This window comes from Pseudoclavibacter sp. RFBJ3 (genome assembly GCF_002931375.1).
Lineage (GTDB): Bacteria > Actinomycetota > Actinomycetes > Actinomycetales > Microbacteriaceae > Pseudoclavibacter.
This window is the reverse complement of record NZ_PSXZ01000015.1, coordinates 1-24945: the sequence shown is the minus strand read 5'-3', so window position 1 is coordinate 24945 and position 24945 is coordinate 1. Positions and strand designations below refer to the sequence as shown.

21 protein-coding genes are annotated in these 24945 nt (G+C 69.6%); 14 read left to right on the top strand and 7 right to left on the bottom strand.

Translation table 11 applies throughout. The features are described 5' to 3' along the window. Positions 1-88: 88 nt before the first annotated feature. The 6 genes from C5E07_RS13865 to nagB all read left to right on the top strand — a co-directional run bounded on the left by C5E07_RS13865 (position 89) and on the right by nagB (position 6599). Entirely contained in the window at positions 89-778 is a 690-nt protein-coding gene (locus tag C5E07_RS13865; protein WP_104300004.1) for a DUF998 domain-containing protein, read from the top strand. Continuing rightward, positions 775-2004: a sensor histidine kinase gene (locus tag C5E07_RS13860; RefSeq protein ID WP_104300002.1), complete on the top strand. Its 1230-nt coding sequence runs from the start codon at positions 775-777 to the stop codon at positions 2002-2004. The genes C5E07_RS13865 and C5E07_RS13860 overlap by 4 nt, the downstream gene beginning before the upstream one ends. Then, positions 2001-2663, top strand: a complete 663-nt coding sequence (locus C5E07_RS13855; protein WP_104300000.1) for a response regulator transcription factor — start codon at positions 2001-2003, stop codon at positions 2661-2663. Before C5E07_RS13860 ends, C5E07_RS13855 begins: the two co-directional genes overlap by 4 nt. 244 nt (positions 2664-2907) lie before the next feature. Then, complete coding sequence (locus tag C5E07_RS13850) at positions 2908-3624, top strand: GntR family transcriptional regulator (protein WP_104299998.1); 717 nt, start codon at positions 2908-2910, stop codon at positions 3622-3624. 94 nt (positions 3625-3718) lie between these two features. Continuing rightward, complete coding sequence (gene nagE, locus C5E07_RS13845) at positions 3719-5638, top strand: N-acetylglucosamine-specific PTS transporter subunit IIBC (RefSeq protein WP_104299996.1); 1920 nt, start codon at positions 3719-3721, stop codon at positions 5636-5638. 178 nt (positions 5639-5816) lie between these two features. After that, complete coding sequence (gene nagB / locus C5E07_RS13840) at positions 5817-6599, top strand: glucosamine-6-phosphate deaminase (protein ID WP_104244669.1); 783 nt, start codon at positions 5817-5819, stop codon at positions 6597-6599. A 943-nt stretch (positions 6600-7542) separates the two neighbouring features. Here the strand turns inward: nagB and nagA are convergent. Then, positions 7543-8688: an N-acetylglucosamine-6-phosphate deacetylase gene (gene nagA, locus C5E07_RS13830; protein ID WP_104299994.1), complete on the bottom strand. Its 1146-nt coding sequence runs from the start codon at positions 8686-8688 to the stop codon at positions 7543-7545. A gap of 313 nt (positions 8689-9001) precedes the next feature. On the opposite strand from nagA, the gene C5E07_RS13820 reads away from it, so the two are divergent. Further along, complete coding sequence (locus C5E07_RS13820) at positions 9002-11332, top strand: S8 family serine peptidase (protein ID WP_181058048.1); 2331 nt, start codon at positions 9002-9004, stop codon at positions 11330-11332. Positions 11333-11840: 508 nt separating this feature from the next. Here the strand turns inward: C5E07_RS13820 and C5E07_RS13815 are convergent. Continuing rightward, a complete protein-coding gene (locus C5E07_RS13815) occupies positions 11841-12467 on the bottom strand; it encodes a response regulator transcription factor (RefSeq protein ID WP_104300597.1) in 627 nt (208 codons plus the stop codon). Positions 12468-12574: 107 nt separating this feature from the next. After that, a complete protein-coding gene (locus C5E07_RS13810) occupies positions 12575-14047 on the bottom strand; it encodes a sensor histidine kinase (RefSeq protein WP_104299988.1) in 1473 nt (490 codons plus the stop codon). A gap of 213 nt (positions 14048-14260) precedes the next feature. Between C5E07_RS13810 and C5E07_RS13805 the strand changes: the two genes are divergently transcribed. Further along, the gene (locus C5E07_RS13805) at positions 14261-14632 is read left to right on the top strand and encodes a nuclear transport factor 2 family protein (RefSeq protein ID WP_104299986.1); all 372 of its coding nucleotides are present in this window, start codon (positions 14261-14263) and stop codon (positions 14630-14632) included. A 3-nt stretch (positions 14633-14635) separates the two neighbouring features. Here C5E07_RS13805 and C5E07_RS13800 read toward each other — a convergent pair whose 3' ends face one another. Both C5E07_RS13800 and C5E07_RS13795 read right to left on the bottom strand, forming a co-directional pair. Then, complete coding sequence (locus tag C5E07_RS13800; protein WP_104299984.1) at positions 14636-15370, bottom strand: VIT1/CCC1 transporter family protein; 735 nt, start codon at positions 15368-15370, stop codon at positions 14636-14638. A gap of 85 nt (positions 15371-15455) precedes the next feature. Next, a complete protein-coding gene (locus tag C5E07_RS13795; RefSeq protein ID WP_104299982.1) occupies positions 15456-16352 on the bottom strand; it encodes a MurR/RpiR family transcriptional regulator in 897 nt (298 codons plus the stop codon). A 171-nt stretch (positions 16353-16523) separates the two neighbouring features. On the opposite strand from C5E07_RS13795, the gene C5E07_RS13790 reads away from it, so the two are divergent. From C5E07_RS13790 to C5E07_RS13780, 3 genes are read left to right on the top strand one after another with little or no spacing between them, the layout of a single operon-like run. After that, on the top strand, positions 16524-17924 hold the full coding sequence (locus C5E07_RS13790; RefSeq protein WP_104244687.1) for an MFS transporter: 1401 nt from the start codon (positions 16524-16526) through the stop codon (positions 17922-17924). Next, positions 17921-18430, top strand: coding sequence for a hypothetical protein (locus tag C5E07_RS13785; protein WP_104299980.1), 510 nt, complete (start codon positions 17921-17923; stop codon positions 18428-18430). The genes C5E07_RS13790 and C5E07_RS13785 overlap by 4 nt, the downstream gene beginning before the upstream one ends. Then, positions 18427-19635 carry an amidohydrolase family protein gene (locus C5E07_RS13780; RefSeq protein WP_104299977.1) on the top strand — a complete coding sequence of 403 codons (1209 nt, stop codon included), beginning with the start codon at positions 18427-18429 and terminating at the stop codon, positions 19633-19635. The genes C5E07_RS13785 and C5E07_RS13780 overlap by 4 nt, the downstream gene beginning before the upstream one ends. 147 nt (positions 19636-19782) lie before the next feature. Here C5E07_RS13780 and pdxY read toward each other — a convergent pair whose 3' ends face one another. Next, entirely contained in the window at positions 19783-20634 is an 852-nt protein-coding gene (gene pdxY / locus C5E07_RS13775; RefSeq protein ID WP_104244693.1) for a pyridoxal kinase PdxY, read from the bottom strand. Positions 20635-20818: 184 nt separating this feature from the next. Between pdxY and C5E07_RS13770 the strand changes: the two genes are divergently transcribed. Next, on the top strand, positions 20819-22360 hold the full coding sequence (locus C5E07_RS13770) for a serine hydrolase (protein WP_104299975.1): 1542 nt from the start codon (positions 20819-20821) through the stop codon (positions 22358-22360). A gap of 63 nt (positions 22361-22423) precedes the next feature. Here C5E07_RS13770 and C5E07_RS13765 read toward each other — a convergent pair whose 3' ends face one another. Then, positions 22424-23212, bottom strand: a complete 789-nt coding sequence (locus tag C5E07_RS13765) for an HNH endonuclease family protein (protein ID WP_104299973.1) — start codon at positions 23210-23212, stop codon at positions 22424-22426. A gap of 178 nt (positions 23213-23390) precedes the next feature. On the opposite strand from C5E07_RS13765, the gene C5E07_RS13760 reads away from it, so the two are divergent. Both C5E07_RS13760 and C5E07_RS19225 read left to right on the top strand, forming a co-directional pair. After that, on the top strand, positions 23391-24125 hold the full coding sequence (locus C5E07_RS13760; RefSeq protein WP_104299971.1) for an SDR family oxidoreductase: 735 nt from the start codon (positions 23391-23393) through the stop codon (positions 24123-24125). A 16-nt stretch (positions 24126-24141) separates the two neighbouring features. Next, positions 24142-24933, top strand: coding sequence for a hypothetical protein (locus tag C5E07_RS19225; protein WP_146080603.1), 792 nt, complete (start codon positions 24142-24144; stop codon positions 24931-24933). The last annotated feature ends 12 nt before the right edge of the window (positions 24934-24945 follow it).

The following is a 24945-nucleotide window of genomic DNA, read 5'->3' as shown; positions in this document are numbered from 1 at the left end:
CTTCAGCCGGCGGGCCCGCGGCTCGTACCCAGGTATGAGAAATCGAGCCTTCGCTCAATTCCCGCCCGCGAATTTCTAGCGTGAGGGGATGCTTGCGCACAGACTCACCGAAGCAGAGCGGACCCCCACGACGCCGACCGCGATGTGGCTGTCGGCCGCGATCCTCCTCGTGAGCGTGGCGACGATCTGGTTCACAAGATCGCAGGTGACGGAGCAGGTGTATGTCAGCGGATTAGGTGCCACGGGCATGCCAACGGCCGACGTCTTCAACACCGCTCTGCTCGGAATCGGCGTCGGCGCGCTCCTCGGGGCCCCGTCGTTGCACGGCATCCGATCACGGCTGCGCTGGTTGAGCTGGAGCGCATCCGGCACCCTCGTCGCCACGGCGCTGGCGTTCGTGGGGGCATCCCAGGTGACCTGCACGTACGGCTGCCCCATCCCGTTCACGCCGGGCTCGACGCTGCAGGACCTCGTTCACATCGTCTTCGCCGCGACGGGCTTCACCGGGGCTGCCGTCGTCATGGTGCAGCTCGCGACGAGCTCGCTCCCGCGCCTGACGCGGCTCGTCGCCTGGGGAGCTGCGGGCGCGACCGGCCTCGTCGCGGCCGCGGGCGCATCCCTCTCGCTCCTGCGGTTCCGGACGGATCTCGGCGCGACCCTCGAGTTCGTCGCCATGACCGTCGGGGTCGTCTGGCTGGCTGGCGTCCTCGTGCGACAGGCTCTCATTCCCGCCGAACGAGCCCGCGCTACGGTGTTGCCCGTGAGCGTGCTTTCGTGACCGGGCCCAGCGAGGGGCAGCCGACCAGGGCGTCGCGATTCACGCTCGGAGACGCCGCGCTGCTGGCCGTGTACGTGCTCTTCAACGGGTCGATCCTCGGGTGGCAGGCCCTGTACGTCGGCATCCCCGTGGGTGCTCTCGCCCCCGAGCTCGTCATGCTCGCGGTGGGGTGCATCGCCATCTCCCTGCGCCGCGCCGCGCCCGCCGTCGCGATCTCCGCCGCGGCCCTCACCTTCGCGCTGGCGGTGCCGCTGCAGCTCCCCGCCGACCTCTTCGTGCTCGCCGTCGTGACCTACTCGATCGCGGCGGGCGGCACGCCCCGCGTGGGGATCTTCTCGTGGGTCGGCCTCAGCCTCGTCGCCGCGATCAGCGCGTCCACCCTCCGGCTCGTCGTCGACGATCCGCCGCTCGTCGGACGCTGGCAGGTCGACCTCCTCCTCATCCTCGGCGTCGGGGTCGCGGCCCTCCTCATCGGTCTCGCGGTCGGGATGCGCCGCAGGTTCATCGCCTCCCTCATCCAGCTCGCCGAGGAGCTCACTATCGAACGGGACCGCTCCGCTCAGCTCGCGACGCACGCCGAGCGAGCCCGCATCGCCCGCGAGGTGCACGACATCTTCTCGCACGGCCTCCAGGTGATCGTGAGCAGCGCCGACGGCGCCTCGGCGGTCCTGGACCGCGACCCTGACCAGGCTCGAGGGCTGCTGGCCGCCATCTCCGACACGGGGCGACGCTCGATGCGCGAGGCGCGTACCGTGTTCTCGCTGCTCAACGATGCCGAGACTCCGGCCGATCCTGCACCGCAGCCGTCGCTGGACGCGCTGCCTGAGTTCATCGATCGCTCCCGCGACGCCGGGCTCGACGTGCTCTTCACGGAGGAGGGCACTCCTGATCTCGACGCCACGCGCCAGCTCGTCGCCTACCGGGTCACGCAGGAAGCGCTCACGAACACGCTCCGCCATGCTGGTCGCGACGCTCGTGTCGATGTGACGCTGACCCACTCGCCGTCCGGTTCGTGTCTCGAGGTCGTCGACGACGGGCCGCCGAGCGGAGCGCCGCTCGGCGCAGCGAGCCGCGGCTCGGGCTCCGGCCTCATCGGGATGCGGCAGCGGCTGGACATCGTGGCAGGCATGCTCGAGGCCGGCCCCCGAGCGCATCATCCCGGCTGGCGCGTTCGGGCCGTGATCCCGTCCGTCGCCGCCTCTGCGGGGAAGGGGCTCCCGTCGTGAAGATCCGCGTCGCTCTCGTCGATGACCAGGACCTGGTCCGAACCGGCTTCCGCCTCGTCCTCGAAGCGGACGGCGACTTCGCCGTCGTCGGTGAGGCATCCGGTGGCCGCGCGGGTGTGGCGCTCGCCGCCCGAACGCGGCCGGATGTCGTGCTGATGGATGTGCGGATGCCCGACCTCGACGGCATCGCCGCGACCCGAATGATCGTCCGCGACAGCCCGGTACGCGTGATCGTCCTGACCACGTTCGACAGCGACTCTTCGGTCACGCAGGCGCTGCACGCCGGCGCGAGCGCCTTCCTGCTGAAGGATGTGCGCCCGGCCGAGCTCATGCAGGCCATCCGCGACGTCCACGCGGGCGACTTCGTGCTGCCCCCGGCGCTGGCGCGGGACGTCGGGGAGCTCACAGACCCCGATGCCGCTCGCACGCTTCCTCCCGGCGGGGCACCCGAGCTGAGTGTGCTCTCGCCGCGAGAGCTCGAGGTGCTCATCGCGATCGGCCAGGGGCTGAGCAACCCCGAGATCGCGGTCGAGCTGTTCCTCAGCGAGTCGACCGTGAAGTCGCACGTCGGACGCATCCTCGCGAAGCTCGAACTGCGCGATCGCGTCCAGGCCGTGATCCTCGCGCACCGCGCCGGCCTCGTCGGCGGTGGTGCCTAGGTTCGGTCGATCCGGCGCTGGTTCCCATCCATCCGCCGACCCGCCGACCCGCCGCGCCCCGCCGCGCCCCGCCGCTTCATCCCGCCATCCCGCGAAAAGGTCACTTTCCGCCCTTCCGAGGGCTGGGGATGGGCGCAAAATGACCTCTTCGGGGCGGTGAGATCACGAGGCGTGCCGAGGGCGTGCCGAGGCGAGGCGCTGCGGTCGTCGTACCCGGGTCCGGACGCGATGGGATACTGGCGGGATGGCACGCGTCAGTGGTTCAACAGCTCTCGAGGGCGTTCGCGCCCTCGCCGCATCGCTCTCCCCGGGCGAGTTGCTGCCGTCGGAACGCACGCTCTCAGCACAGCTGGGGGTGGCTCGCATGACCGTCCGAGCGGCGATCGATGTCCTCGAGCGTGAGGGGCTCGTCCGCACGAAGCGCGGTATCGGCACCGAGAAGCTCGCCCCGCCCGTCTCCCTGCAGGTTCGGCTGCGGTCGTTCGCAAGCGCCGTCCGCGAGCACGGGATGCGTGCCGAGACGCGGGTGCTCTCGTTCGTGCGCAGCACGGAGCGCCCGGACGAGGTGGAAGAGCACCTGCAGCTCCCGCCGGAAGCTGAGACCATCCACCTGCGCAGGCTGCGACTCGGCGATGACCGTCCGCTCGCGCTCGAGGACGAGTGGCTGCCCGCGGCCCTGGTGCCGCAGCTCGACGAGGAGACGGCCAAGGGGAGCCTCTACGAGATGCTCGAGACGCTCGATCTGCTGCCGACGGAGGGGGTCGAGGTCGTCACGGCCACGCTGCCGAGCCCCGAGGAGATCGAGGTGCTGGGCATCGCGGCGAGCTACCCGGTCCTGCGTCTCACTCGCGCCGCGATCGCCCGCGGCCTGCCCATGTCGTACTCGCGTGCGACGTTCCCCGCGGATCGTTTCGAGCTCACGTTCCCGCTCCAGGAGCGCCTCACGCTGCCCTTCTCCTGACGCAAACCGAACCACCGGCGAACTCTGGTCTATACCAGGGCGGATTTTCCAAGTAGAGTCCCCCTAACTTTTCCTTTGACCATGGAGTCACGCCATGAAATATCTCCAGAAACTCGGCAAGTCGCTCATGCTGCCGGTGGCTGTCCTGCCGGTAGCGGCGATCCTGTCCGGTATCGGGTACTGGATCCTCAACACGGCAGGCGAGAACTTCGTTCAGGCCTTCTTCACCGCTGCAGGTGGCGCGCTGCTCGACAACCTGCCCCTGCTCTTCGCGCTCGGCGTGGCAATCGGAATGGCATCGAAGCCAGACGGTACCGCCGCGCTCGCGGGGCTCGTGTCGTGGCTCGTCGTCACGCGGCTCCTCAGCCCTGAGACGGTCGCGACGCTGCAGGGCATCCCGGTTGAGGATGTCAACATCGGCTTCGGGCGCATCGAGAACGCCTTCGTCGGCATCATCTGCGGCCTCATCGGCGCGTACTGCTACGACAAGTTCAAGGACGTCCAGCTGCCCGCGGCCCTGTCGTTCTTCTCGGGCAAGCGCTCCGTCGCGATCGTCACGACCGGTGCATCCCTCGTCGTCGCACTCGTGCTCTACTTCGTGTGGCCGGTGCTGTTCGGCGGCCTCGTCTCGTTCGGTGAGTGGATGGTCGGGCTCGGCCCGGTCGGCGCCGGCCTCTACGGCTTTTTCAACCGCCTGCTCATCCCGCTCGGCCTCCACCACGCGCTCAACGCGGTGTTCTGGTTCGACGTCGCCGGCATCAACGACCTCGGCAACTTCCTGAACGGCACGGGCACGGCAGGCGTCACCGGCCAGTACATGACCGGCTACTTCCCGATCATGATGTTCGGTCTGCCCGGTGCGGCGCTCGCGATGTACCTCACGGCCAAGACCAACCGCCGCAAGGTCACCGCCGGCATCCTGCTGTCCGGCGCCTTCGCGTCGTTCTTCGTCGGCGTCACCGAGCCGCTCGAGTTCGCGTTCATGTTCCTCGCGCCAGCCCTGTACGTGGTCCACGCGATCTTCACCGGCATTTCGATGTTCATCATGGCGCTGCTGCCGGTGCGCATGGGCTTCGGGTTCTCCGGCGGGTTCATCGACCTCATGCTCGGCTGGGTCAACCCCCTGGCGCAGAATCCGTGGGCGATCTTCCTGGCCGGCGCCATCTGGTTCGTCATCTACTTCGTCTCGTTCTACTTCATCATCAAGCGCTTCGACCTGAAGACGCCGGGTCGCGAAGACGAGGAAGTCGAAGTGGATGAGACATCGACAGGGTCGTCGAAGTTCCTCAACCAGGCATCCGCGATCCTCAAGGGGCTCGGTGGCAAGGACAACGTGCTCGAGCTCGACAACTGCGCCACGCGGCTCCGCATGGAGATCGCCGACGTGTCGAAGGTGGATGATGCGGCCATCCGTCGTGCTGGTGCCGCCGGCATCATGAAGCCGGGCGGAAAGTCGGTGCAGGTCATCTACGGCCTCGAGGTGCAGTTCGTGAAGGATGCGATGGAGGACCTCATCGCAGGCCGAGTCGAGGCGCCTTCCGCGCCCGTCGCGGTGGCGGACGCCACGGTGGCCGCGCCTTCGCAGGGTGGCGTCGCCACGAAGACCGTGCTCACCGTGCGCCAGCCGGTTGCCGGTCGCGTCGTTCCGCTCTCCGAGGTTCCGGATGCGACGTTCTCCCAGGGGATCATGGGTTCTGGGGTCGCGGTCGAGCCCACGGGCGACACCGTGTGGGCGCCGGCAGACGGCACCGTCGCGCACATCTTCCCGACGAGTCACGCGGTCGCGTTGAAGCTCCGTGATGGCACCGAGCTGCTGGTCCACGTCGGTGTGGACACCGTGGAGATGAAGGGCGAGGGATTCGAGACGCTTGTCGCTGTCGGCGACGAGGTCGTGGAGGGCACGCCACTCCTGCGGTTCGACCTCGACGCCATCCGCGCGGCTGGGCATCCTGCCGTGACTCCGGTCATCGTGCTCGGGGGTGGCGACGTCGAGCTGAGGCTGCGCCAGGACTGAGTTCTCGCTCTGATTCGTGGGGTGGGCTGCTTAGTCGCGGCTCACCCCATTGCCCTCGGTGGACTAGACCACGCATCGGTTTCCCGGTATTGTGATGCGCAACACGCCTCGCCGATCCGGCCGCACGTCCAGACTGGACTGAGGCGCCCCGATCGCCTTCGATCTCTAGGAGCAGCGCATGGAAGTTGTCATCATGGCCGGGCCGGCAGAGGTCGGCGCCTTTGCAGCTGGACGCATCGCGGACGTCGTCGCGGGCAATCCGGAAGCGGTGCTCGGCGTCGCCACCGGTTCCAGCCCCCTGGAGACCTACCGCTCGCTCGCTGCCCGACGCGCTGAAGGCCTCGACTTCAGCCGAGTGAGCGCCTTCGCCCTCGACGAGTACGTCGGCATCGCCAGGTCGCACGCCGAGTCGTACCACGCCGTGGTCGGCCGTGAGGTGGTCGAGCCGCTCGGCCTCGACCCCGCGCGGGTGCACGTGCCGGATGGCCTCGCGGCCGACCTCGACGCCGCCTGCGAGGACTACGAGGCCAAGATCGCCGCCGCTGGAGGCGTCGACGTGCAGCTCCTCGGCATCGGGGCGAACGGGCACATCGGATTCAACGAGCCCACGTCCTCGCTCTCCTCCCGCACACGCGTGAAGACGCTCGCCCCCAAGACGCGCACCGACAACGCACGCTTCTTCGACAAGCCGGAGGACGTGCCGGTGCACTGCCTCACGCAGGGGCTCGGCACCATCCTCGATGCGCGCAGTGTCGTGCTCGTCGCGCAGGGTGCGTCGAAGGCGCGCGCGGTCGCCGCGATGGTCGAGGGGCCCGTCTCCTCGATGTGGCCGGGTTCCGTGCTGCAGCTGCACCGCCGGGCGACGATCGTCATCGACGAGGCCGCGGCCGCCGAGCTCACCATGGCCGACTACTACCGGTACACGGTCGAGCACCGAGCCGGCGTCCAGCCCGAGGCGTAGCCCTCGAGGGCGGCCGCCGCGCCCTATCGTCCGCTGCGACGAGGTTCGCCGTCGGCGTCGCGAACGTGGCGTCGCGGAAACCTCGGCTTAGCGTCGGCCTATCGGCCTATCGGCCTATCCGCCTATCGGCTTATCCGCCTATCGGCTTATCCGCCTATCGGCTTATCCGCCTCTCGGCGGGGATGCGGCCGCGGTGCATCCGCCGCTTGCTCTGGCGCGCGTGGTCGAGTGACGCTGATGGGTTTTGGCGACGCTGATGGGTTTCTCGGATGCGCGTGATGGGTTTTGCCGACCGGTGATGGGTAAAAACCCATCACGGTCGCCGAAACCCATCACGCGCCTCAGGATGACGGGGTCGCCGCCGACGCAGCGCGAAGGTGGCACGGGTGGGAACCTCGGCTTTTCGGCGGCTGCGACCGGGTGACATTCGGGTGGCAGCTGCGGCCTTCACTGCTCCCTCGGTGGGGCGACATCCGGGGACAGATGCGGCACTCGGCTGATTCGGCTGGCTGGGCGAGAGCCTGGGGACATTCGCGGCCTTGCGCTCCCTGGGCGGGAAACGGCTGCGGTGCATCCGTTGCCTGCTCTGGCGCGGCAGGTCGCGCGTGGTCGAGTGACGTTGATGGGTTTTCGCGACGCTGATGGGTTTCTCGGATGCGCGTGATGGGTTTTGCCGACCGGTGATGGGTAAAAACCCATCACAGTCACCCAAACCCATCACGCGCCTCAGGATGACGGGGGTCGCCGCCGACGCAGCGCGAAGGTGGCAGGGACGGCAGGATCACCGCTGGCAGGTGCGGCAGGGTGGTGCGCGCGGTGCCTGCGGTGCCCGCAGTGCCTGCGGTGCCTGCGGTGCCCGCAGTGCCTGCGGTGCCTGCAGTGCTTGCGGTGCCTGCGGTGCCTGCAGCGCCGGCGGCCACCGCTGCGTGGGGGCGGGCGTCGCTCAGCGAACCCACTCGCCGCGACGCATGACCCGCTGCACGCCGAGCGACTGGTCCAGTACGACGAGGTCGGCCGAGTATCCCGGCAGCAGCGACCCGACCTTCTCGAGGCCCAGGGCAGTCGCCGGCGTGGTCGACGCAGCCCGCACGACGTCGACGAGCGGCAGTCCGGCCACGGCCACCGCGTACTGCACCGCGCGCGCCATCGTGAGCGTCGATCCGGCAATCGCGCCACCCCGCGTGAGGCGGGCGACCCCGCCGCGCACCTCGACGTCGAGCGAGCCCAGCGTGTAGTCGCCATCGTGCATGCACGCGGCCGACATCGCGTCGGTGACGAGCATGAACTGGTGCGGTTTCGCGACTGCGGCGAGGCGGAGGGCCGCAGGATGCACGTGGGTGCCGTCCGCGATGAGCTCGATCACCGCATCCGGGTGCTCGAGCAATGCTGTGGCGGGGCCGGGTTCGCGGTGGTGCAGTCCGCGCATCGCATTGAAGAGGTGCGTGCCGACCGTTGCACCGTTGTCGAGCGCTTCGCGGGCGATGTCGTAGGAGGCGTCGGTGTGTCCGATGGCGGCGACGACCCCGGCGTCGGTCAGCGCCTTGATGGTGTCGAGACCACCGGGCAGCTCGGGTGCGAGCGTGACCATGCGCACCTGCCCGCGCCCTGCCGCCAGCAGCGCAGCGAGATCGCGACTGTTCGGCTCGATGAGGTGCTGCTGCGCGTGGGCGCCCGGATGCTCGCGGCTCAGCCATGGCCCCTCGAGGTGGATGCCCGCGAGGATGCCCTCCTCCACGAGGGTCGCGAGCGCCGCGACCGAGTCGCACATCGCGCCGATCTCGTCGGTGACGAGGCTCGCGACGAGCGAGGTGGTGCCCTGCTCGAGATGCGTGCGCACCGCTGTCTTCGCCGCGAGTGCGCCGCGTCCGTCGCCCGCGCCGGCGTCGTCGAACCCCGCGCCGCCTCCACCGTGCACGTGGCCATCGACGAAGCCGGGCGCGATCGTCGCTTCCCCGAGTTCGACGATGTCGCCGGAGTCCGCGGGGGGCCGCCCCGAGCCCACACGCTGCACGACGGTTCCCTCGATCTGCACCCACCCGGGCGAGAGTTGGCTGTGCGGCGTGATGACGTTCGCGGCGCTGACGATCATTCTGCTCGCTCCGTCTGTTCGGTCCTGCTCACTGGTCTGTACCAGTTGTACTTTTGCTCGTGTGGACCTCGGTGTCAAGTCGGGAAGAGGAGGAGCGCGGCTCTTGGGCGGCGTCGACAGCGACCGCCGAGGCCAGCGTTTCCCGGCCTGCGACGAGCCCGCGGATCTCGGCGAGGCGTGCGCGCTTTCGCCCGCGCCTTCCAGTAGCGGAAGTGCCGCCGCATCTGCCATTCTTGGCTCCAGTTCCATCAGCACCATCAGCTCCTGTTCCAGCCCCGCTCCTGTTTCAGTGCCTACTCCCTGAGGTGACTTGGTGAATTCTGCTCGTACTCTCCCGCGCCTCACAGCTGCTGTCGTCGCTGCCGGACTCGTCTTCGGCGGATTCGGGGTCGGAGCAGCGTCGGCTGCCCCGGCGACCGATGACAGCGACAAGCTGTCGGGAAGGCTGACCGCCCTGGCGGCCGTCGACGTGTCCGCTGACCCTGCGGCAGCGGAACAGCAGCTCGCAGCGGCCACGCCGACGCAGCTCGCGCTGCCGGAGTCTGGCCCGGCGAGCCTGCAGCTGAGCGGCGGCAGCGTCGCGGTCACCGTCTACTACTCGACACCCCCGCTGGCCGCCGATATCGACGCACTCGCTGCGCTCGGCACCATCGACGCGGTCGCCGCGAAGTACCTCGTGATCGGAGCGACGGTTCCGGCGGGCAATCTCGAAGCCGTCGCAGGGCTTGCGAACGTGCAGTCGGTGCAGGAGACTCTCTCGCCGGTGTCCAGCGGTTCCGCGTGGGATGCGGCCAACGCTCTGACGGTGGCGGAACCGACGGCGGAACCGACGACGGAACCGACGACGGGACCCGCTGTGGAACCCACCACCGAACCTGATGCGGACCCCAGCGCATCCGCTGACACCTGCCGCGCGGTGCCGGCCAACCTCACCGAGCCCCTCAATGTTCCCCTCGCGCGAGACCTGTATGGCGTGGATGGTGAGGGGGTGCGCATCGGGATCATCTCCGACTCGTACGACCATGCGACCGTGACGCTGCCGTCGACACCGGACGAGGATGTGGCCGCGGGCCTGCTCCCGGGAGCCGGCAACCCGTGCGGCTACACGCAACCCGTTGAGGTCGTGGTCGAGAGCGCGGCCCCGAGCACCGACGAGGGGCGCGGCATGGCCCAGCTGGTCCACTCCATCGCACCCGGCTCGACGCTGCTGTTCGCGTCCGGCAGCGGAGGGCAGGCTGGCTTCGCAAACGCCGTCGAACGTCTCTCAGAGGCCGGGGCCGACATCATCGTCGACGACCTCGGATACTACGACGAGACGATGTTCCAGGACGGAGTCGCCGCCAACTCCGTCAACGATGCGGTTGCGCTCGGCATCCCCTTCTTCACCGCCGCTGGCAACGACACGATCGTCGGCAGCCTCGGCGAGAGCGAAGGTCGCGTCATCTCCTCATGGGAGGCACCCGCCTACCGGCCGACGGCCTGCCCGGCTGCTGTCGCCGAGAACCTCGACCAGTTCGACATCACCAGCGCCGACTGCATGGACTTCGACCCGGGCGCGGGCGAGGACCCCACGAACACGCTGACCTACCCGGACCTCGCCGCCTACGACGTCAACGCCCTGTTCATGTTGCAGTGGGCTGAACCCGCTGGGGCCGCCACCAGCCGCCTCGTGGTCGCCGTCACCGACGCCGCCGGCGAGCTCGTCGCAGGCAGCCCCCTCCCCGCGGCAGGCTCGCCCGTGCAGCTCGCGGGCTTCAAGCCCACCGGCGGCGACTACAACTACACGATCGTTCGAGACACCAGCGATGGTGTACCGGCTCTCAACCCGCGGGTGAAGACGATCTTCCCGAGCAGCTACCTCCGGGCCGCCGAGTACTCCGCGGGCACCGGCGGCGACATCGTCGGGCCCTCGATCTACGGACACGCCGGCACGCCCCGAGCGTTCAGCGTCGCGGCCGCCAACGCTGCCACACCGACGGAGCTCGAGAACTTCAGCGGCACCGGGCCCATGACGCTGTACTTCGAAGCGTTCCCGAGCACAGACGCGCTGCCCGAGCCCATCTCTGGTGCGCCGACGCTCACCTCGCTCGACGGAGGCTGGACGAACTTCTTCGGAAGCGCAGTCCAGGGCGCTGAGGGCGTCTACTCGTTCACCGGCACCTCGGCTGCTGCACCGTCAGCGGCAGCAGTTGCGGCGCTCGGGATGCAGCTCCGCCCGGGCATCACGGAGCAGGAGCTGCGGGCCGCGATGACGACGACCGCCGAACCTATCGGCAGCATCCATGAGTTCGTCAGCGTCGCGGACTCGGCCGGGTCCGGGCTCGTCGACGCGGCCGCGTTCCTCGCAGCGCTGCCCGCGCCGACTCCGACTCCGACTCCGACTCCGACGCCGACGCCGACGCCGACTCCGACCCAGACGTCGACTGCCGTCCCGGTCACGCCGACGGCGGTGCCGGTTCCCGGAGTCGAGACCCACACTCCCGTGGCGACGAGTGCGACCTCGACTCCAGTGGCCACCGGGGAGCTCGCGCAGACCGGCGTCGACTCGTCGCCTGCGCTCGTGGCTGCCATCAGCGCCCTCGCGATCGCGATCGGCATCGCCGTGACGCTCGCGAGCGCCCGCAGGAAGCTCGACAACAGGTAGGGCCCGCCGCCGCGAGTCCCGCATCCCACCGCTACGCCGCCGCATCCCACCGCCGGAGTCCGAGCAGAGTTGTGGCGCGGTGCTGTTCGTGAGCGCGCGCGCCGCGCTTTGCCACAACTCTGGTGGGGAGTGGCGGGTGCGGCAGCTGCGGGGCGGCGGCGGATGGGGGCAGGCGCGGATGGGCGTGGGGGATAGCGGACCGGCGGCTGGGTGGGCCGGGGGTTGGCGCGGTCACCGCTGGACTCGGCGCGGTGAGCGTGGGATTCGGCGCGGTTGTCGCAGTGAGGCGCAAGCGTTGCGACGAGAAGTAGTGGGTGCCCGCGCTCCGTCGCGCGCGGACGGATGCTCGAGGAGTTGTGGCGGAGTGCTGTTCGAGAGCTCTCGGGCAGCACCCCGCCACAATCTTGCCGGACGGCTGCAGAGACGGAGGGAGGGAGGAGGAGGCGGATGGGTGGGGCGGTGACGCGGAGCCGCGCCGGGCGACCCGGCGGCGCGAGCCGCACGCGGGCTACCCGGTGACGAGGCGGTGCTCGTAGGCGAACACGACGATCTGGGCGCGGCTCGACAGCTCGAGCTTCGCGAGCACGTTGCGGACGTGCGTCTTCACGGTCGCCTCGCTCACGAACGCGGCGGCCGCGATCTCGCTGTTGCGCAGCCCCTTCGCGGCGAGGAGGAAGATCTCCCGCTCTCGAGGGGACAGTGCGGCGATCGCGACGTCGGGGCGTGGGGCGATCGTGGTCGGTTCCGGGGCCGGAGACGCCCCGCGAGCGATGCGCCCCACCGGCATCGCCGGGGCATCGCCCGCGTGCACGGCGCGGATCGTGTCCAGCAGCATCTCGGGCGTCGCATCCTTCGTGACGTACGCGCTCGCGCCGTTGTGCATGGCCTGCAGCACCGCCTCGTCCTGCCTGAACGTGGTCAGCATGACGACGCGCGGGCGCGGGCCCGTCTCGTCGGCGTACGGGGCTGCCTCCAGGATGCGCCTGGTCGCGGCGATTCCGTTGAGGCCGGGCATGCGGATGTCCATGAGCACCACGTCGGGGCGTTCTCCGACGACGAGCTCCACGGCTTCCTCGCCGTCGCTTGCCGTGCCGACCAGCTCGAGGTCGGGCTGAGATTCCACGAGCATGCGCATGCCGTAGACGAACAGCTCCTGGTCATCGACGAGCGCGATGCGGATGCGCGGGGCTGAGCCTGATCGAGCGGCGCGGATGTCCACGGGCTGGGTGGCGGTGTCGTCGCTCACTGCGCGTCCTCCTTGCGGCTGGCGGCGAGGTGGGTGTCCTCAGTCGCAGCGACCCGCGGCACGATGTCCTGCGTCGGGATGAAGGCCGTCACCACGAAGACCTGGCGCTCTTTCGCCTCGCCGTCGCTCGGCTCGGCCCCCGCGGTCAGCCAGCCGCCCGCGAGGCGCGCACGCTCGCGCATTCCCGTCAGCCCGAGGCCGCTGCGCTGCGGCGGATCCTCTGCGGAACCCGAACTGCTGGCCCCGGTGCTGACGATGTTGAGGGAGAGCCCGGCGCCGCGCCAGTCGAGGGAGACCGTTGCCGACGCTTCGGAGCCCGCGTGCTTCATCGCATTCGTGAGGCTCTCCTGCACGATCCGGAACACGCTCAGCTCCTGCACCTGGGAGAGCCGCTTGCGTTCGCCGAGGTGTCGCAGCTCGACCTCGAGCCCGGCGTCGGAGGCCTGATCGATGAGGGCGCCCAGCTCTTCGAGCTTCGGCTGCGGGGCTGAGCCCGCCCCGCCGATGTCCTCGAGGAGACCCTGCAGTTCGAGGAGCGTGCTCCGAGCGTTGTCGGCGATCTTCTGCAGGTCGTCGGCGGGTTCGCCGCGCGACTCGCGAAGCAGCCTCGAGCCGTCCGCCATCGAGATCGTCACGGTCAGCGAGTGCGCGAGCACGTCATGCACTTCGCGAGCTATGCGGGACCGTTCGTGCAGCACGAGGACCTCCGTGGAGGACGCAGACAGCTCCTCCGTCAACGCGGTGCGCATGGCGCGTTCGCGCGCCCACTTGATCGCGAACTGGGTCGAGGTGCCGAGTGCCCAGGCCAGGACGGTCAACGCGACGAACACCAGCGCCAGCTGGGCAGCCGACGAGAGCAGGAGCTCGGGCATGGGTGGCGCGACCGTCACGCCGGCGATCTGTCCGTCTGGCCCGGTCATCAGCTGCACCATGCTCTCCTGCATGGTCAGGTCGATCTCTCCGAGGCCCAGGTTCCGCGCCATATCCTGGGCACCGTCCTGGAAGAACAGCTCACCGCTCGCGGAGTAGCGTTCGACACCGGCTCCGTAGCTCCCGGTCCAGAGCAGCCACTGCCCGAGGTAGACCAGCATGAACGCAAGACCGGCCGCATGGGCCACGCCTGCTGCAAGCGATCCCCAGGTGAGTGCGCCTCGCGAGCGAACGGTAACGAGGAACACGATGAGGGGCATGGCGAGGTGCACGGGCCAATCGTTTGCCGAGGCCATGGGCAGCATCCCCGACAGCTGCAGGACCGGGACCAGCAGCCCCATGCCCAGGGCGACCCGCGGGAAGCATCGCGAGATGCCGATGGCAACGCCGTAGATGACCGGTGCCGCGTAGAACGGCAGGTGGCTGTTCCACCGCCCAACCTCCGCGAAACACCACAGTGCGACGAAGAGCGCACCCACCGCGGGCTCGAGAAGCCAGCGCAGTCGGGCGGTGGAGAGGCGATCGAGGATTCGGAGCATGCTCACCAAGCTAGGGGCGATTCCGGTTGGGGAGGGCGACGTGGGCGCCTGCGGTGTCCCGTTTCATCCGAAGGGGTGAGCGGGCGCGGTGCTCGCGGCGCTGATGCCGTGCATCCGCACCCGTGATGTGCGCTTCGGGCCGTCGGCCGCCAAGCTGGAATCGCCAGCGTCGGCACCGGCGCGCCCCGCGAACCGAAGGTCGTGACCCCACCGATGACTGATAACCGCGCCGCATTCGAGCACTTCGTCGAGCTGTTCTATACGCGCAAGCGCGTGGCTGACGCCTTCGACTCCCTGGTCTCCTCCGACTACCGCCAGCACAACCCGAACATCGCCGACGGGCCCGCGGCTGCCGTCGAGGCGCTCACGCCGAAGTTCGACGGGTCACCGGATGCGACGTTCAGCGTCGAGCGCATCATCGTCGACGGCGACCTGGCCATGGTGCACGTGCGTGCCTCCCGCCCCGGAGCCCCGGACGCGGCCGTTGCGGACATCTACCGCTTCGAGGGTGGCCGCATCGTCGAGCACTGGGACGTGCTCCAGCAGGTGCCGGCCACGAGCATCCACGACCACCCCATGTTCTGAGGCTCAGACCACGCCGGAGGTGCCGAGCAGCGAGCCGATCAGGAACGTCGCGCCGAGCGCGAGCGCGCCTCCGGCGACGACGCGGATCGTCGGTCGCAAGGGTGGGCTCTGCCCGATGCGAGCGCTGAAGTAGCCGGTCGCTGCTAGGGCGAGCAGTACGACGGTGAAGGTCCCTGGCACTCGGATGCTCTCGGGCAGGAGCAGGATCGACAGCAGTGGCAGCAGTGCGCCGGTCGTGAAGGCGAGTGCGGATGCGCCGGCCGCGGCGAGCGGGCTTGCGACGGCTTCCTCACTCAGTCCGAGCTCGGTCTCGAGATGGGCGGCGAGCGCGTCTCGTGCCGTGAGCTCGATGGCCACCTGCTGCGCGGTCTCCGGGGTCAGCCCCTTCTGCTCGTAGAGGCCCGCGAGCTCGGCGAGCTCCTCCTCGGGCTCCTCCTCGAGCTCGCGACGCTCCTTCGCGATGAGCGCGTGCTGGCTGTCGCTCTGGCTGCTGACGGACACGTACTCGCCGAGCGCCATCGAGATCGCGCCGCCCACGAGTCCCGCGGCCCCCGCCGTGAGGATCGCGGGCGTCGCGGTGGTGGCCCCGGCCACGCCGACGACGAGCGCCGCGACCGACACGATGCCGTCATTCGCGCCGAGGACTCCGGCGCGTAGCCAGTTCAGGCGGCCGTGGATGGACGCGTCGTGCGGTTCGTTCGCGTGGGCGCCGGGGGCAGGCGCGGCGGGTGCGGTCATGGGCGTCATCCAAGCACGCAGGATGCCGTGTCTGAGCGGTTCGACGGTGGCGTTCTGGTGAGTGCGACCTTCGAAGACCTCGTGCCTACTCGGCTGCGCGCGGGTCGATGAGGATGTCGAGCTCGTTCCACAGCCGCTCGGCGGCGTCGATGCGCACCTTGGTGGCCTCTGGGTCGAGCTGCGCGAGCGTTGCGACGAGGCCCTGCTGCACCGCCATGGGAACGGTGAGCGACGGGAAGAACGATGTTCCCTCTGCGGGGATCTTGATGAGGTCGTCAACGGCGCCCTCGAGCTGCGGGGGCAGGTAGTCGGTGAGTGCCACGACCGTCGCGCCCTGCCGGTGGGCGGCGTTCGCGGCCGCAACGATGGTGCGGTAGTGCCGCCAGTAGCTGCACACGATGAGCAGGTCCCCGGCCCCCATCTGGGCGACGCTGTTCGAGAGCGCGCTGTCGCGGTCGAGGAGCGCGTGCACGTGGTAGCCGGCGATCTGCAGGTTGTGGACGAGCGCCTGGCCAACCGCGGCGAAGCTGCCCATCGCCGTGACGTGCACGCGCTTCGCCGACTGCACGGCCGACGCGACGCGGGCGATCGCGACGTCGTCGATGTCGCGCATCGTGGCCGCGAGCAGTGCGGCGTCGTTGCGCAGCGCGTTCTGGAACGGAGCGTCCGTGAGGCCGTGGATCTCGGCGATGTCGACCATCGAGAGCTGTGCGAGGTAGCGGGTTCGCAGGGCCTGCTGCAGGTCCGGCCAGCCCTTGAAGCCGAGCTGCTGGGCGAGGCGCGTCGTCGTGGACGCGCTCACCCTCGCCGACGCCGAGATCTCGGAGGCCTGCGCGTAGCTGGCGGCGTTGATGTTCGTGACGAGGTAGTTCGCCAGCTTCTGGCTGGTGGGGCCGAGATTGCTGCCGGCGAGGACGCCCCGCAGCCACGCGTCGGGGGAGAGTCGCGTCTCGTCGTCGGTGGGCGGTTCGACGGCTGGCATGTGTTCATTTCAGCACGAATCCGCTGGGGGTTGCGTGCCGCGGTTCGGTTCCCCGGACAATCTTGCAAGAGATTTCGCGCGGGTTACATTTCTGCAATCTCTGTTGCATGATGGATGCGGCTGGATCATGCTTTCTCGAACACCGACGTTCCGATCCCTCAGGAGACCCCGTTGTCACTCACAGCACGGCTCGATCGCCTGCCGATCAGCAAACCCCACTACGCGCTCCTCCTCATCGGCGGGCTCGGCTACACCTTCGACGGCATGGACGGCGCGATCGTCGCCTTCCTCATGCCGAGCGTCCGCGACGTCTTCAGCCTCGAGGCCGCGCAGCTCGGCCTCGTCGGCTCCGCCGCCCCCTTCGGGTTCCTCTTCGGGGCCCTCCTCGCCGGCTACCTCGGCGACAAGATCGGCCGCAAGAAGGTCATGATGTGGTCGCTGGTGCTGTACGCGGTCGCATCCCTCGTCGCGGCCCTCTCCTGGAACTTCGAGATCTTCCTCTTCATGCGCATCCTCGCCGGAATGGGAGCCGGAGCCGAGAGCGCCATCATCGCGCCCTTCCTCTCCGAGTTCGTGCCCAAGCACCGACGCGGCTGGTTCGTGGGCACGCTCGCAGGGTTCTTCTCCTTCGGGTTCGTCGCCGCCGCACTCATCGGGCGCTTCGTCGTCCCCGCGTCGGAGGACGGCTGGCGCTGGGCGCAGGTCCTCACCTTCCTGCCCATCGTCATGCTCCTCTGGTGGCGACGCTCGCTCCCCGAGTCGCCGCGCTACCTCGCCAGCGTCGGCAGGCACGCGGAAGCGGAAGCGGTGGTCGCGAGCTTCGAAGACCGAGTGCGTGCATCCACCGGCAAGGACCTCCCGGCCGTCGACCCGAACGCGCCAGAAGAGGAAGCACCCGTCAAGTTCGGCTTCATCAAGGCCGTCAAGTTCCTGTGGGGCCGCACGATGTGGCGCATCACGGCGACGACCTGGCTCATCTGGTTCGTCATCACGTTCTCGTACTACGGCTTCTTCACCTGGATCCCGACGCTCCTCGTCGACCGCGGCATCGATGTCACGACGAGCTTCACATACTCGCTCTACATCTACCTCGCACAGATCCCCGGCTACTTCAGTGCCGCGTACCTCAACGAGAAGCTCGACAGGAAGTTCACGATCGCGCTCTACCTGATCGGCTCCGCCGGTGCGGCACTGTGGATGAGCCAGGCCAACGACCCGATCATGGTCACGGTCGCCGGCATCGTGCTCTCGTTCTTCCTCAACGGAACCTACGCCGGCGTCTACGCCTACACGCCGGAGGTCTTCCCGACCTGGCTGCGCGCGACCGGCGTCGGGATGAGCTCGTCGTTCGGCCGCATCGGCTCGATCACGGCCCCCATCATCATCGGCACCTTCGCCGCCCAGTGGGGCTTCGTCGGAGTGTTCGGCATGACCACGACCGTGCTCGTCATCGGCGTCGCCTGCACGCTCCTCTTCGCCGTCCGCACCGCCGGGCGCTCGCTCGAGGACATCACGGGAAGCGGCAAGGGCACGGACAAGCAGGCAATCGAGAAGAAGGAGAGCAACGCATGACCCCGAATGGAGAACGAGTGCGCAACGGAGAACTCGGACGGAACAGCGAGGTGGCACTGGAAGCGGTGGATTGGGCGAGCATCCACCACACGATCGAGCAGGAGGTGGGGGTCGTGCTGTTCACGGTCCTCCGCTTCACCGAGGGCGGGGCCGTCATGGAGCGCATCTACTCGTCGCACGCCGACGAGTACCCGGTCGGCGGCACGAAGCAGGTCGCGACGCAGGTGTCCCCAGACTGGGTCGCCGCCTGCCGCGACTCGGGGGAGCCGTTCCTCGGTGCCACCCCGGCAGACCTCGACCGCATCTTCGACGACGCGAGCACGATCAAGGCCCTCGGCTGCGGCTCCATCCTCAACGTGCCCATCCCGGGCCCGGACGGCACCCCGCTCGCCACCGTCAACATGTGCGCCCCGGAGGGCACCTACACGCCGACGGCGCAGGAACGCGCCGTGCAGATCATCGACACCGGCGTGGAGAGCGCCGAGCAGCAGGGAGCATCCGCATGACCTCGAACCTGATCATCCGCAACGCCACGTGGCTCGACGTCGACGCGGGGGAGTACCGCACGGGCGACCTCTCGATCCGCGACGGGCGCTTCGAACGGGTCGGCGGGCAGATCGCAGCGCAGGACGGCGTCGAGGAGCTCGACGCAGCCGGTCGATACCTCCTGCCCGGCCTCATCGACTGCCACGTGCACGTCACCGCCCACACGGCAGACCTGCCCTCGATGGGTGAGGAATCGCCGAACTACGTCGCGCTCCAGGCGGCGAAGCTCATGGGCGAGATGCTCGACCGCGGCTTCACGACCGTGCGCGACGTCGCCGGCGCCGACTTCGGCCTGCACGACGCGCAGGTCGACGGCCTCGTGCGAGGCCCACGGCTCTTCTTCGGCGGCAAGGCGCTCTCGCAGACCGGCGGGCACGGCGACCCGCGCTCGCGGGGCCGCGACAGCCATGACGGCGAGTACACGTGCTCCCACATCGGCAGGGTCGTGGATGGCATCTCCGCCGTCCGGCACGCGGCCCGAGACGAGATCCGCCGCGGCGCGCACCACATCAAGATCATGGCCGGTGGCGGAGTCGCCTCGCCCACCGACCGCGTCGACTCCACGCAGTTCTCCGTCGAGGAGATCGAGGCCGTCGTCGAGGAGGCGACCGCCGCCAACCGCTACGTGACCGCACACGCCTACACCGCGCGCGCCATCAACCGGGCCCTCCGGGCAGGCGTGCGCGGCATCGAGCACGGCAACCTCCTCGACGACGAGTCGATCGAGCTCTTCCTCGAGCACGACGCCTACCTCACCATGAACCTCGTCACCTACTGGGCGCTCATGGAGGAAGGTCGCGAGCACGGCCTGCCGCAGGACAACTGGGTGAAGGTCTCCGACGTGCTCGAAGGTGGCAAGGTCGCGCTCGAGAAGGCCCACAAGGGCGGCGTCAACCTCTGCTACGGCAGCGACCTGCTCGGCGGCATGCAGCGCCACCAGGCCCGCGAGTTCGAGGTGCGCGCCGAGTTCATGCCCGTCATCGACATCATCCGCAGCGCGACGACCACGGCCGCCCGCCTGCTCCAGCGCGAAGGTGAGCTCGGCGTGATCGCGCCGGGCGCACACGCCGACCTGATCGCCGCATCCACCGACCCGCTCGACGACGTGAGCGTGCTCGCCGAGTCGCGCCTCGACTGGGTCATGCAGGGCGGGACGCGCGTCTAGGACGGCGGGCGCCGGCCGGCCCGGCGGTTCGGGGCTCGAGAGTTGTGGCGGAGTGCTGTCCGGGCGTCGACCGGATGCACTTCGCCACAACTTCGGATGCGAAGGACAGCCCGGGCGCGCGCGGGTACCCGGACGCGCGTCAGCTGTCTAGCGAATCTCGCGCACCTCGAACTGCATGCGGGGGTTCGCGAACGCATCCTGAGCCGCGACGATCTGCAGCTCGCGCTCGCCGGAGTCGAGCGTGGTCTGCAGCAGATCGAAGACACTCGAGACGGTCGCGGAGAGCGCCTCGGCGGCCGAGCCCGACGTGCGGTAGTGCGCCGTGAAGAGGGCCGACGTGACATCGCCGGAGCCGTTCGCCTTGAACGGCAGGTACGGGGTCTGCACGATCCACGCCCCCGAATCGTCGACGGCCATCATCTCGATCGTGCCCTCAGGTCGGTCGGGTCGCTCGACGCTCGTGACGAGCACCGTGCGCGGCCCGAGGTCGCGGGCGCGTTGCACCGAGTCGAGGGTCTCCTCGATCGTCGCGGGTGTCGTGCGCGTGAGGAAGCCCAGCTCGAACTGGTTGGGGGTGAGGATGTCGGCGACCGGCACGACCCGCTCACGGATCAGCTCCGGGATCGCGGGAGCGACGAAGCAGCCCGACTTCGCGTTGCCCATGACGGGGTCGCACGTGTAGCTCGCCGCCGGGTTGAGCTCCTTGGTGCGCTTGACCGCGTCGACGACGACATCCACGATCTCCTCGCCACCCAGGTAGCCAGACAGCACCGCGTCGACCTGGGCGAGCGCGCCGCGCTCCTCGATGCCGAGGATGACGTCGCGCACATCGGACGCAGGAAGGAGCGGGCCGCGCCACGCGCCGTAGCCCGTGTGGTTCGAGAACACGACCGTCGAAACCGGCCACACCTCATGTCCGAGGCGCTGCAGCGGGAACACGGCGGCCGAGTTGCCCACGTGCCCGTAGGCGACCGACGACTGGATCGACAGGATCTTCATCCCCCGATCTTGCCACGCCGAGCGCTGCAGCGCGCTCGGGCGACGCCATGCGACGGGTTCGGCTGCTCGCCGCATCTCCCACGTGGGGCGGATGCATCTCCCGCCCACGGCCGAGGCCGGTGTCGGTGGCTGCCCATAGCGTTGGAGGACGGGACAGGAACACGGCCGAGAACTGGGGAAGCGAATGTCACACGAACGTCAGCAGGAGCACCCTGCCGGGTCGCCGCAGATCGCGGAAGCACCGCGAGGTCCGGCGAAGCGCATCCTCGTCAGCGCAGCACTCGTGGCAGGGATCGTCGCGGTGGTGCTCGGCATGGTGGTCGGCCCGCAGCATCAGTCGCTCGGCACGCAGGTCACCGGCGATGAGGCGCTCGCGGCCAGGGTCGTGGATGCGGTGGGCGGGCACGGCGGCTTCCGCTCCGTCGTCGTCGCCGAGGTCACACCGGAGAGCACGACGTGGGCCGGGGTGGGCAAGACGGGTGATGGCCGCAACGGGTCGGCGCCCACCAACGAGACGCTCTACGAGCTGGGTTCGGTCACGAAGACCTTCACCGCCGCGCTGTTCGCCGATGCGATCGAACGCGGGGAGGTGGGTGCCGAAGACCCGCTCTCGACGCACATCCCCGAGCTCGAGGGAACTCCGGCCGGCGAGGTGACGCTCGCGAGCCTCGCCCAGCACAGCTCAGGCCTCCCACGCCTCGGCCCCGCCTTCGCCATCGAGTCGCTCGCGGCTTCCCTCTCCGGAGGCAACCCCTACGGCCCGCAGACGCGCGACGTCATGATCGCCGACGCGGCCTCCGCTCCCGTCGACCCCGCGCAGGGCCCCGTCTACTCGAACCTCGGAGTGGCGCTCCTCGGCACGGCACTCGTCAACGCGTCTGGCGCCGAGAGCTACCCGTCGCTGCTCGAGGAGCGCGTGCTCGGGCCCGTCGGCATGCAGTCGACGAGCATCGCCACGACCGAGGCCGAGGTGCCGGCCGAGACCACCCCAGGCTTCCTCACCAACGGCGCTTCGACCGATCACTGGTGGGGCGAGGGGTACGCGCCGACCGGATCCTCGACGACAACCGACATCGACGACCTCGCCGCGTGGGCTGCCGCCAACCTCGACGGCTCCGCACCTGGCGCGTCGGCGCTCGAGCCGACTGCTCAGTTCGCCGAAGGCAGCGACATCGGCTGGGTCTGGCAGAGCACGCAGGTCACGAACCCCACGGCCGACTCGAACCCGACACTCACCTGGCACAGCGGCGGAACCGGTGGGTTCGCCTCCGTCGTCATGATCGACCGCGAAGCGCAGAAGGCGGTCGTCGTGCTGGGGAACACGCAGCAGGTCGTCGACCCCATCGCCGTGTCGCTGCTCAGCGGAGCCGAGGTGCCCGACCTCGGCGCGCAGGGCTCGCTCCTGCTGTGGGTGACGTTCGGATTCGCTGTGCTCGCCTCGGGTCTCGCCCTGCTCTTCGCGTTCCGCTCGAAGGCGGCGCTGCCCATCGTGAACTGGCTGCTGCTCGCCGCCGCGGGCCTCGTCAGCCTCTGGTTCGCTGGACCATGGGCGAGCGTCGGTGGCTGGGCGTTCGGGCTCGCCCTGGCGCCAGCGCTCGCGGCGGTCGCGGTCGGCGTGCTGCGCTCTCCAGCGCTCCGCTTCCAGCCCAAGAGATGGGCCTGGCTCAGCTGGGTCGGCCTCGCCGTGGTGTTGCTCATCCTCGGGTCGACGCTGCTCGTCATCTGAGCTGAGACGTCGGGAAACCGGCGGGCCGCACTGGACCAGCCCGGCGTGCCCTGGGGTCGCTCCTTACGTGCAGTCCTCGAGCACGTCGCGCATCGCATCGTGCTCGGCCTGCGTCACCCAGAGGCGGTAGGTGGCCTTCACGACGATCTGCCGTGCCACGTAGGTGCAGTGGTACGACTCCTCGGGTGGCAGCCAGTTCGCCGCATCCTGACTCTTCTTGTCGTCGTTCACCCACCCCGCCGTCGCCTGCAGGTTCATGGGGTCGTTCGACAGCTCCACCCGCTCCTCGAACGACAGATCCTTCGCGCCAGTGCGCCACGCGTTCGCGAGCGCCACGACGTGGTCGATCTGCACGAGCGGGCTCGTGTCGGGACCCCGCTGGAAGTCGATCTCGTCCCCCGAGTACGGGTCCACGAAGACGCCCGTGTCGACTCGGCAGCCGTCTCGGTTGCGGTTGACCTCGGTCATGGATGCGGCCAGTGCGTCGTTGCGAGCGTCGCAGCCGTTGCCGTCCGGGTCCTGCCAGCCCTCGCCGAACGAGCCCTCGCGGTCGAACTCCTGCCATTCGTCGCGCGGAGCGACGTCGAGCTTGCCGAGCACGTCGAGGGCATCCTCGGCGAACGATGTCGGATCGTCGCCCTCGGCGGCGGCCGCCTCGACCTCGCCGGCGAGGTCGACAAGCTGGCTGGACTCGGGAGCGGCGCTGCCGTCAGCGGGCGACGTCGCCTGAGGAGCGAGCGGCGTGCATCCCGAGAGCAGGGCCGCGACGCCGATGAGCGCTACGGCCGCGAGCGCACGGCGGCCGGAACGGTGAACGGAACGGCGCGCGGCGGGTGAGGAGGTGGGAGGCACTTGGAGCTTTCTCGAGCGGGTCTGCCGCTCAAGACTGCCACAGGGCGGGGCAACGATCGCGAAGCTCACCTCCTCTCCTCGTGCGCGGACTCAGAGGGAGCGCCTGGCATGACGGTGGCAGAATGTGGGAGCCGCGGCTGCCCGCGGTCACACGCCGCACACCCCCGGGGGAACATCCATGACTGAAGTAGGCCAGGCCGGCTCACCCGCTGGGTCCGAAGGCGACTCCCAGCGACCTGTTGCACTCGTCACGGGCGCAACGCGCGGCATCGGAGAGGCCATCGCGCAGGAGCTCGGTCGCACCCACCACGTCCTGGTCGGCGGCCGGGAGCCGCGCGCGGTTGCCGAAGCCGCAGCGCGCATCCCCGGAGCCACCCCGTTCGTGGCCGACCTCTACGACGAGCGTCAGCTCGCCGAGGCGACCCGCAGCATCCGCCGTCTCGACGTGCTCGTGCATTCCGCAGCCGTGCTCGGCGGGCATGACGCGATCGCTGACAGCTCGCGCGAACGCTTCCGCCGCGCCTTCGAGCTCAACGTGTTCGCGGTCGCCGACCTCACCCGCCTCCTGCTGCCTCTCATCCGCTCCAGCGAGGGGACGATCGTCATGATCAACTCGGGATCCGGCTACGCGAGCGGCGCGGGCACGAGCGTCTACAGCGGCACGAAGTTCGCGCTTCGCGCGCTGACGGACGCGCTCCGCGAGGAGGAACGCGAGCACGGTGTCCGGGTGTCGAGCATCCACCCGGGGCGCGTCGACACCGACATGCAGCGGGAGCTGCGCCAGCTCGAGCATGGCAGCTACGAGCGGGAGCGCTACCTGACCCCTCAGGCCGTCGCCCAAGCCGTGCGCCTCGCCGTCGACACCCCAGCTGGTGGGGCGGTCGACGAGCTCAAGATCCGCCCGATGCGCTGAGGACGCGCACCAGACCATGGGCGGTACCAGTCAGATCTTCACCATCGTCGCGTTCGCGCTGCTCGTCGTGCTGGTGCTCGGCCTCGGCCTGCTCGTCGCCATCTTCGTGCAGCGACACCGCGCGAAGAAGGCGAAGGTCGCGTCGGAGCTCCGGAAAGCTGAGCGCCGCAGGGCTGTCGACGCGGGCATCGCCGGCCTGCACGAGGACACCGACACGAGCGGCGGCATCTCCCTCCTTGGGCTCTCTGTGCAGCATGCGGTGCCGGATGCGCCGAGCAACACCGCCGCCAAGCCTTCGCCCTGGGCGGCGGCGCCCCGCCCTGCCGAACGGCAGGCCGCCTGGCTGTCGGCTTCAGTGCAGCGCGCGTCTGGAACCCCGGGGTCTGGGTTGCCGGGGTCTGGCGTGCCGGAGTCTGCGGTGCCGGAGTCTGGGGTGCGCGGGCCTGGAGCGCCGGTGCCCGGAGCTCCGTGGTCTGGAGGACAGGGAGCTGGAGGACAGGGAGCTGCAAGAGAGGGAGCTGCAGGACAGGGGTTCGCGGTGCGCGCGCCCGGCGTCGCGGAGTCCGGAGTTCCGGGGCTCACGGCCCATGGCGGAGGGGCGCAGGACCGAGGGGCGCAGGCTCCTCCAGCCCCGCCTCGGTACGCGCCAGCTCCGCCCGCTCCGGTCGAGTCTGCTCAACGACCTGCCGCGCCTGACCTTGCCCCTCCTGCGCCAGCGCCTGCCGCAGCGTCTGATCCGGAAACCTCCGCTCCAGCGCCGCACCAGTACGGCTCGACCTTCAGCGGCCGCGGACCCCGAAGCAGCTGACCCCACTCCCGC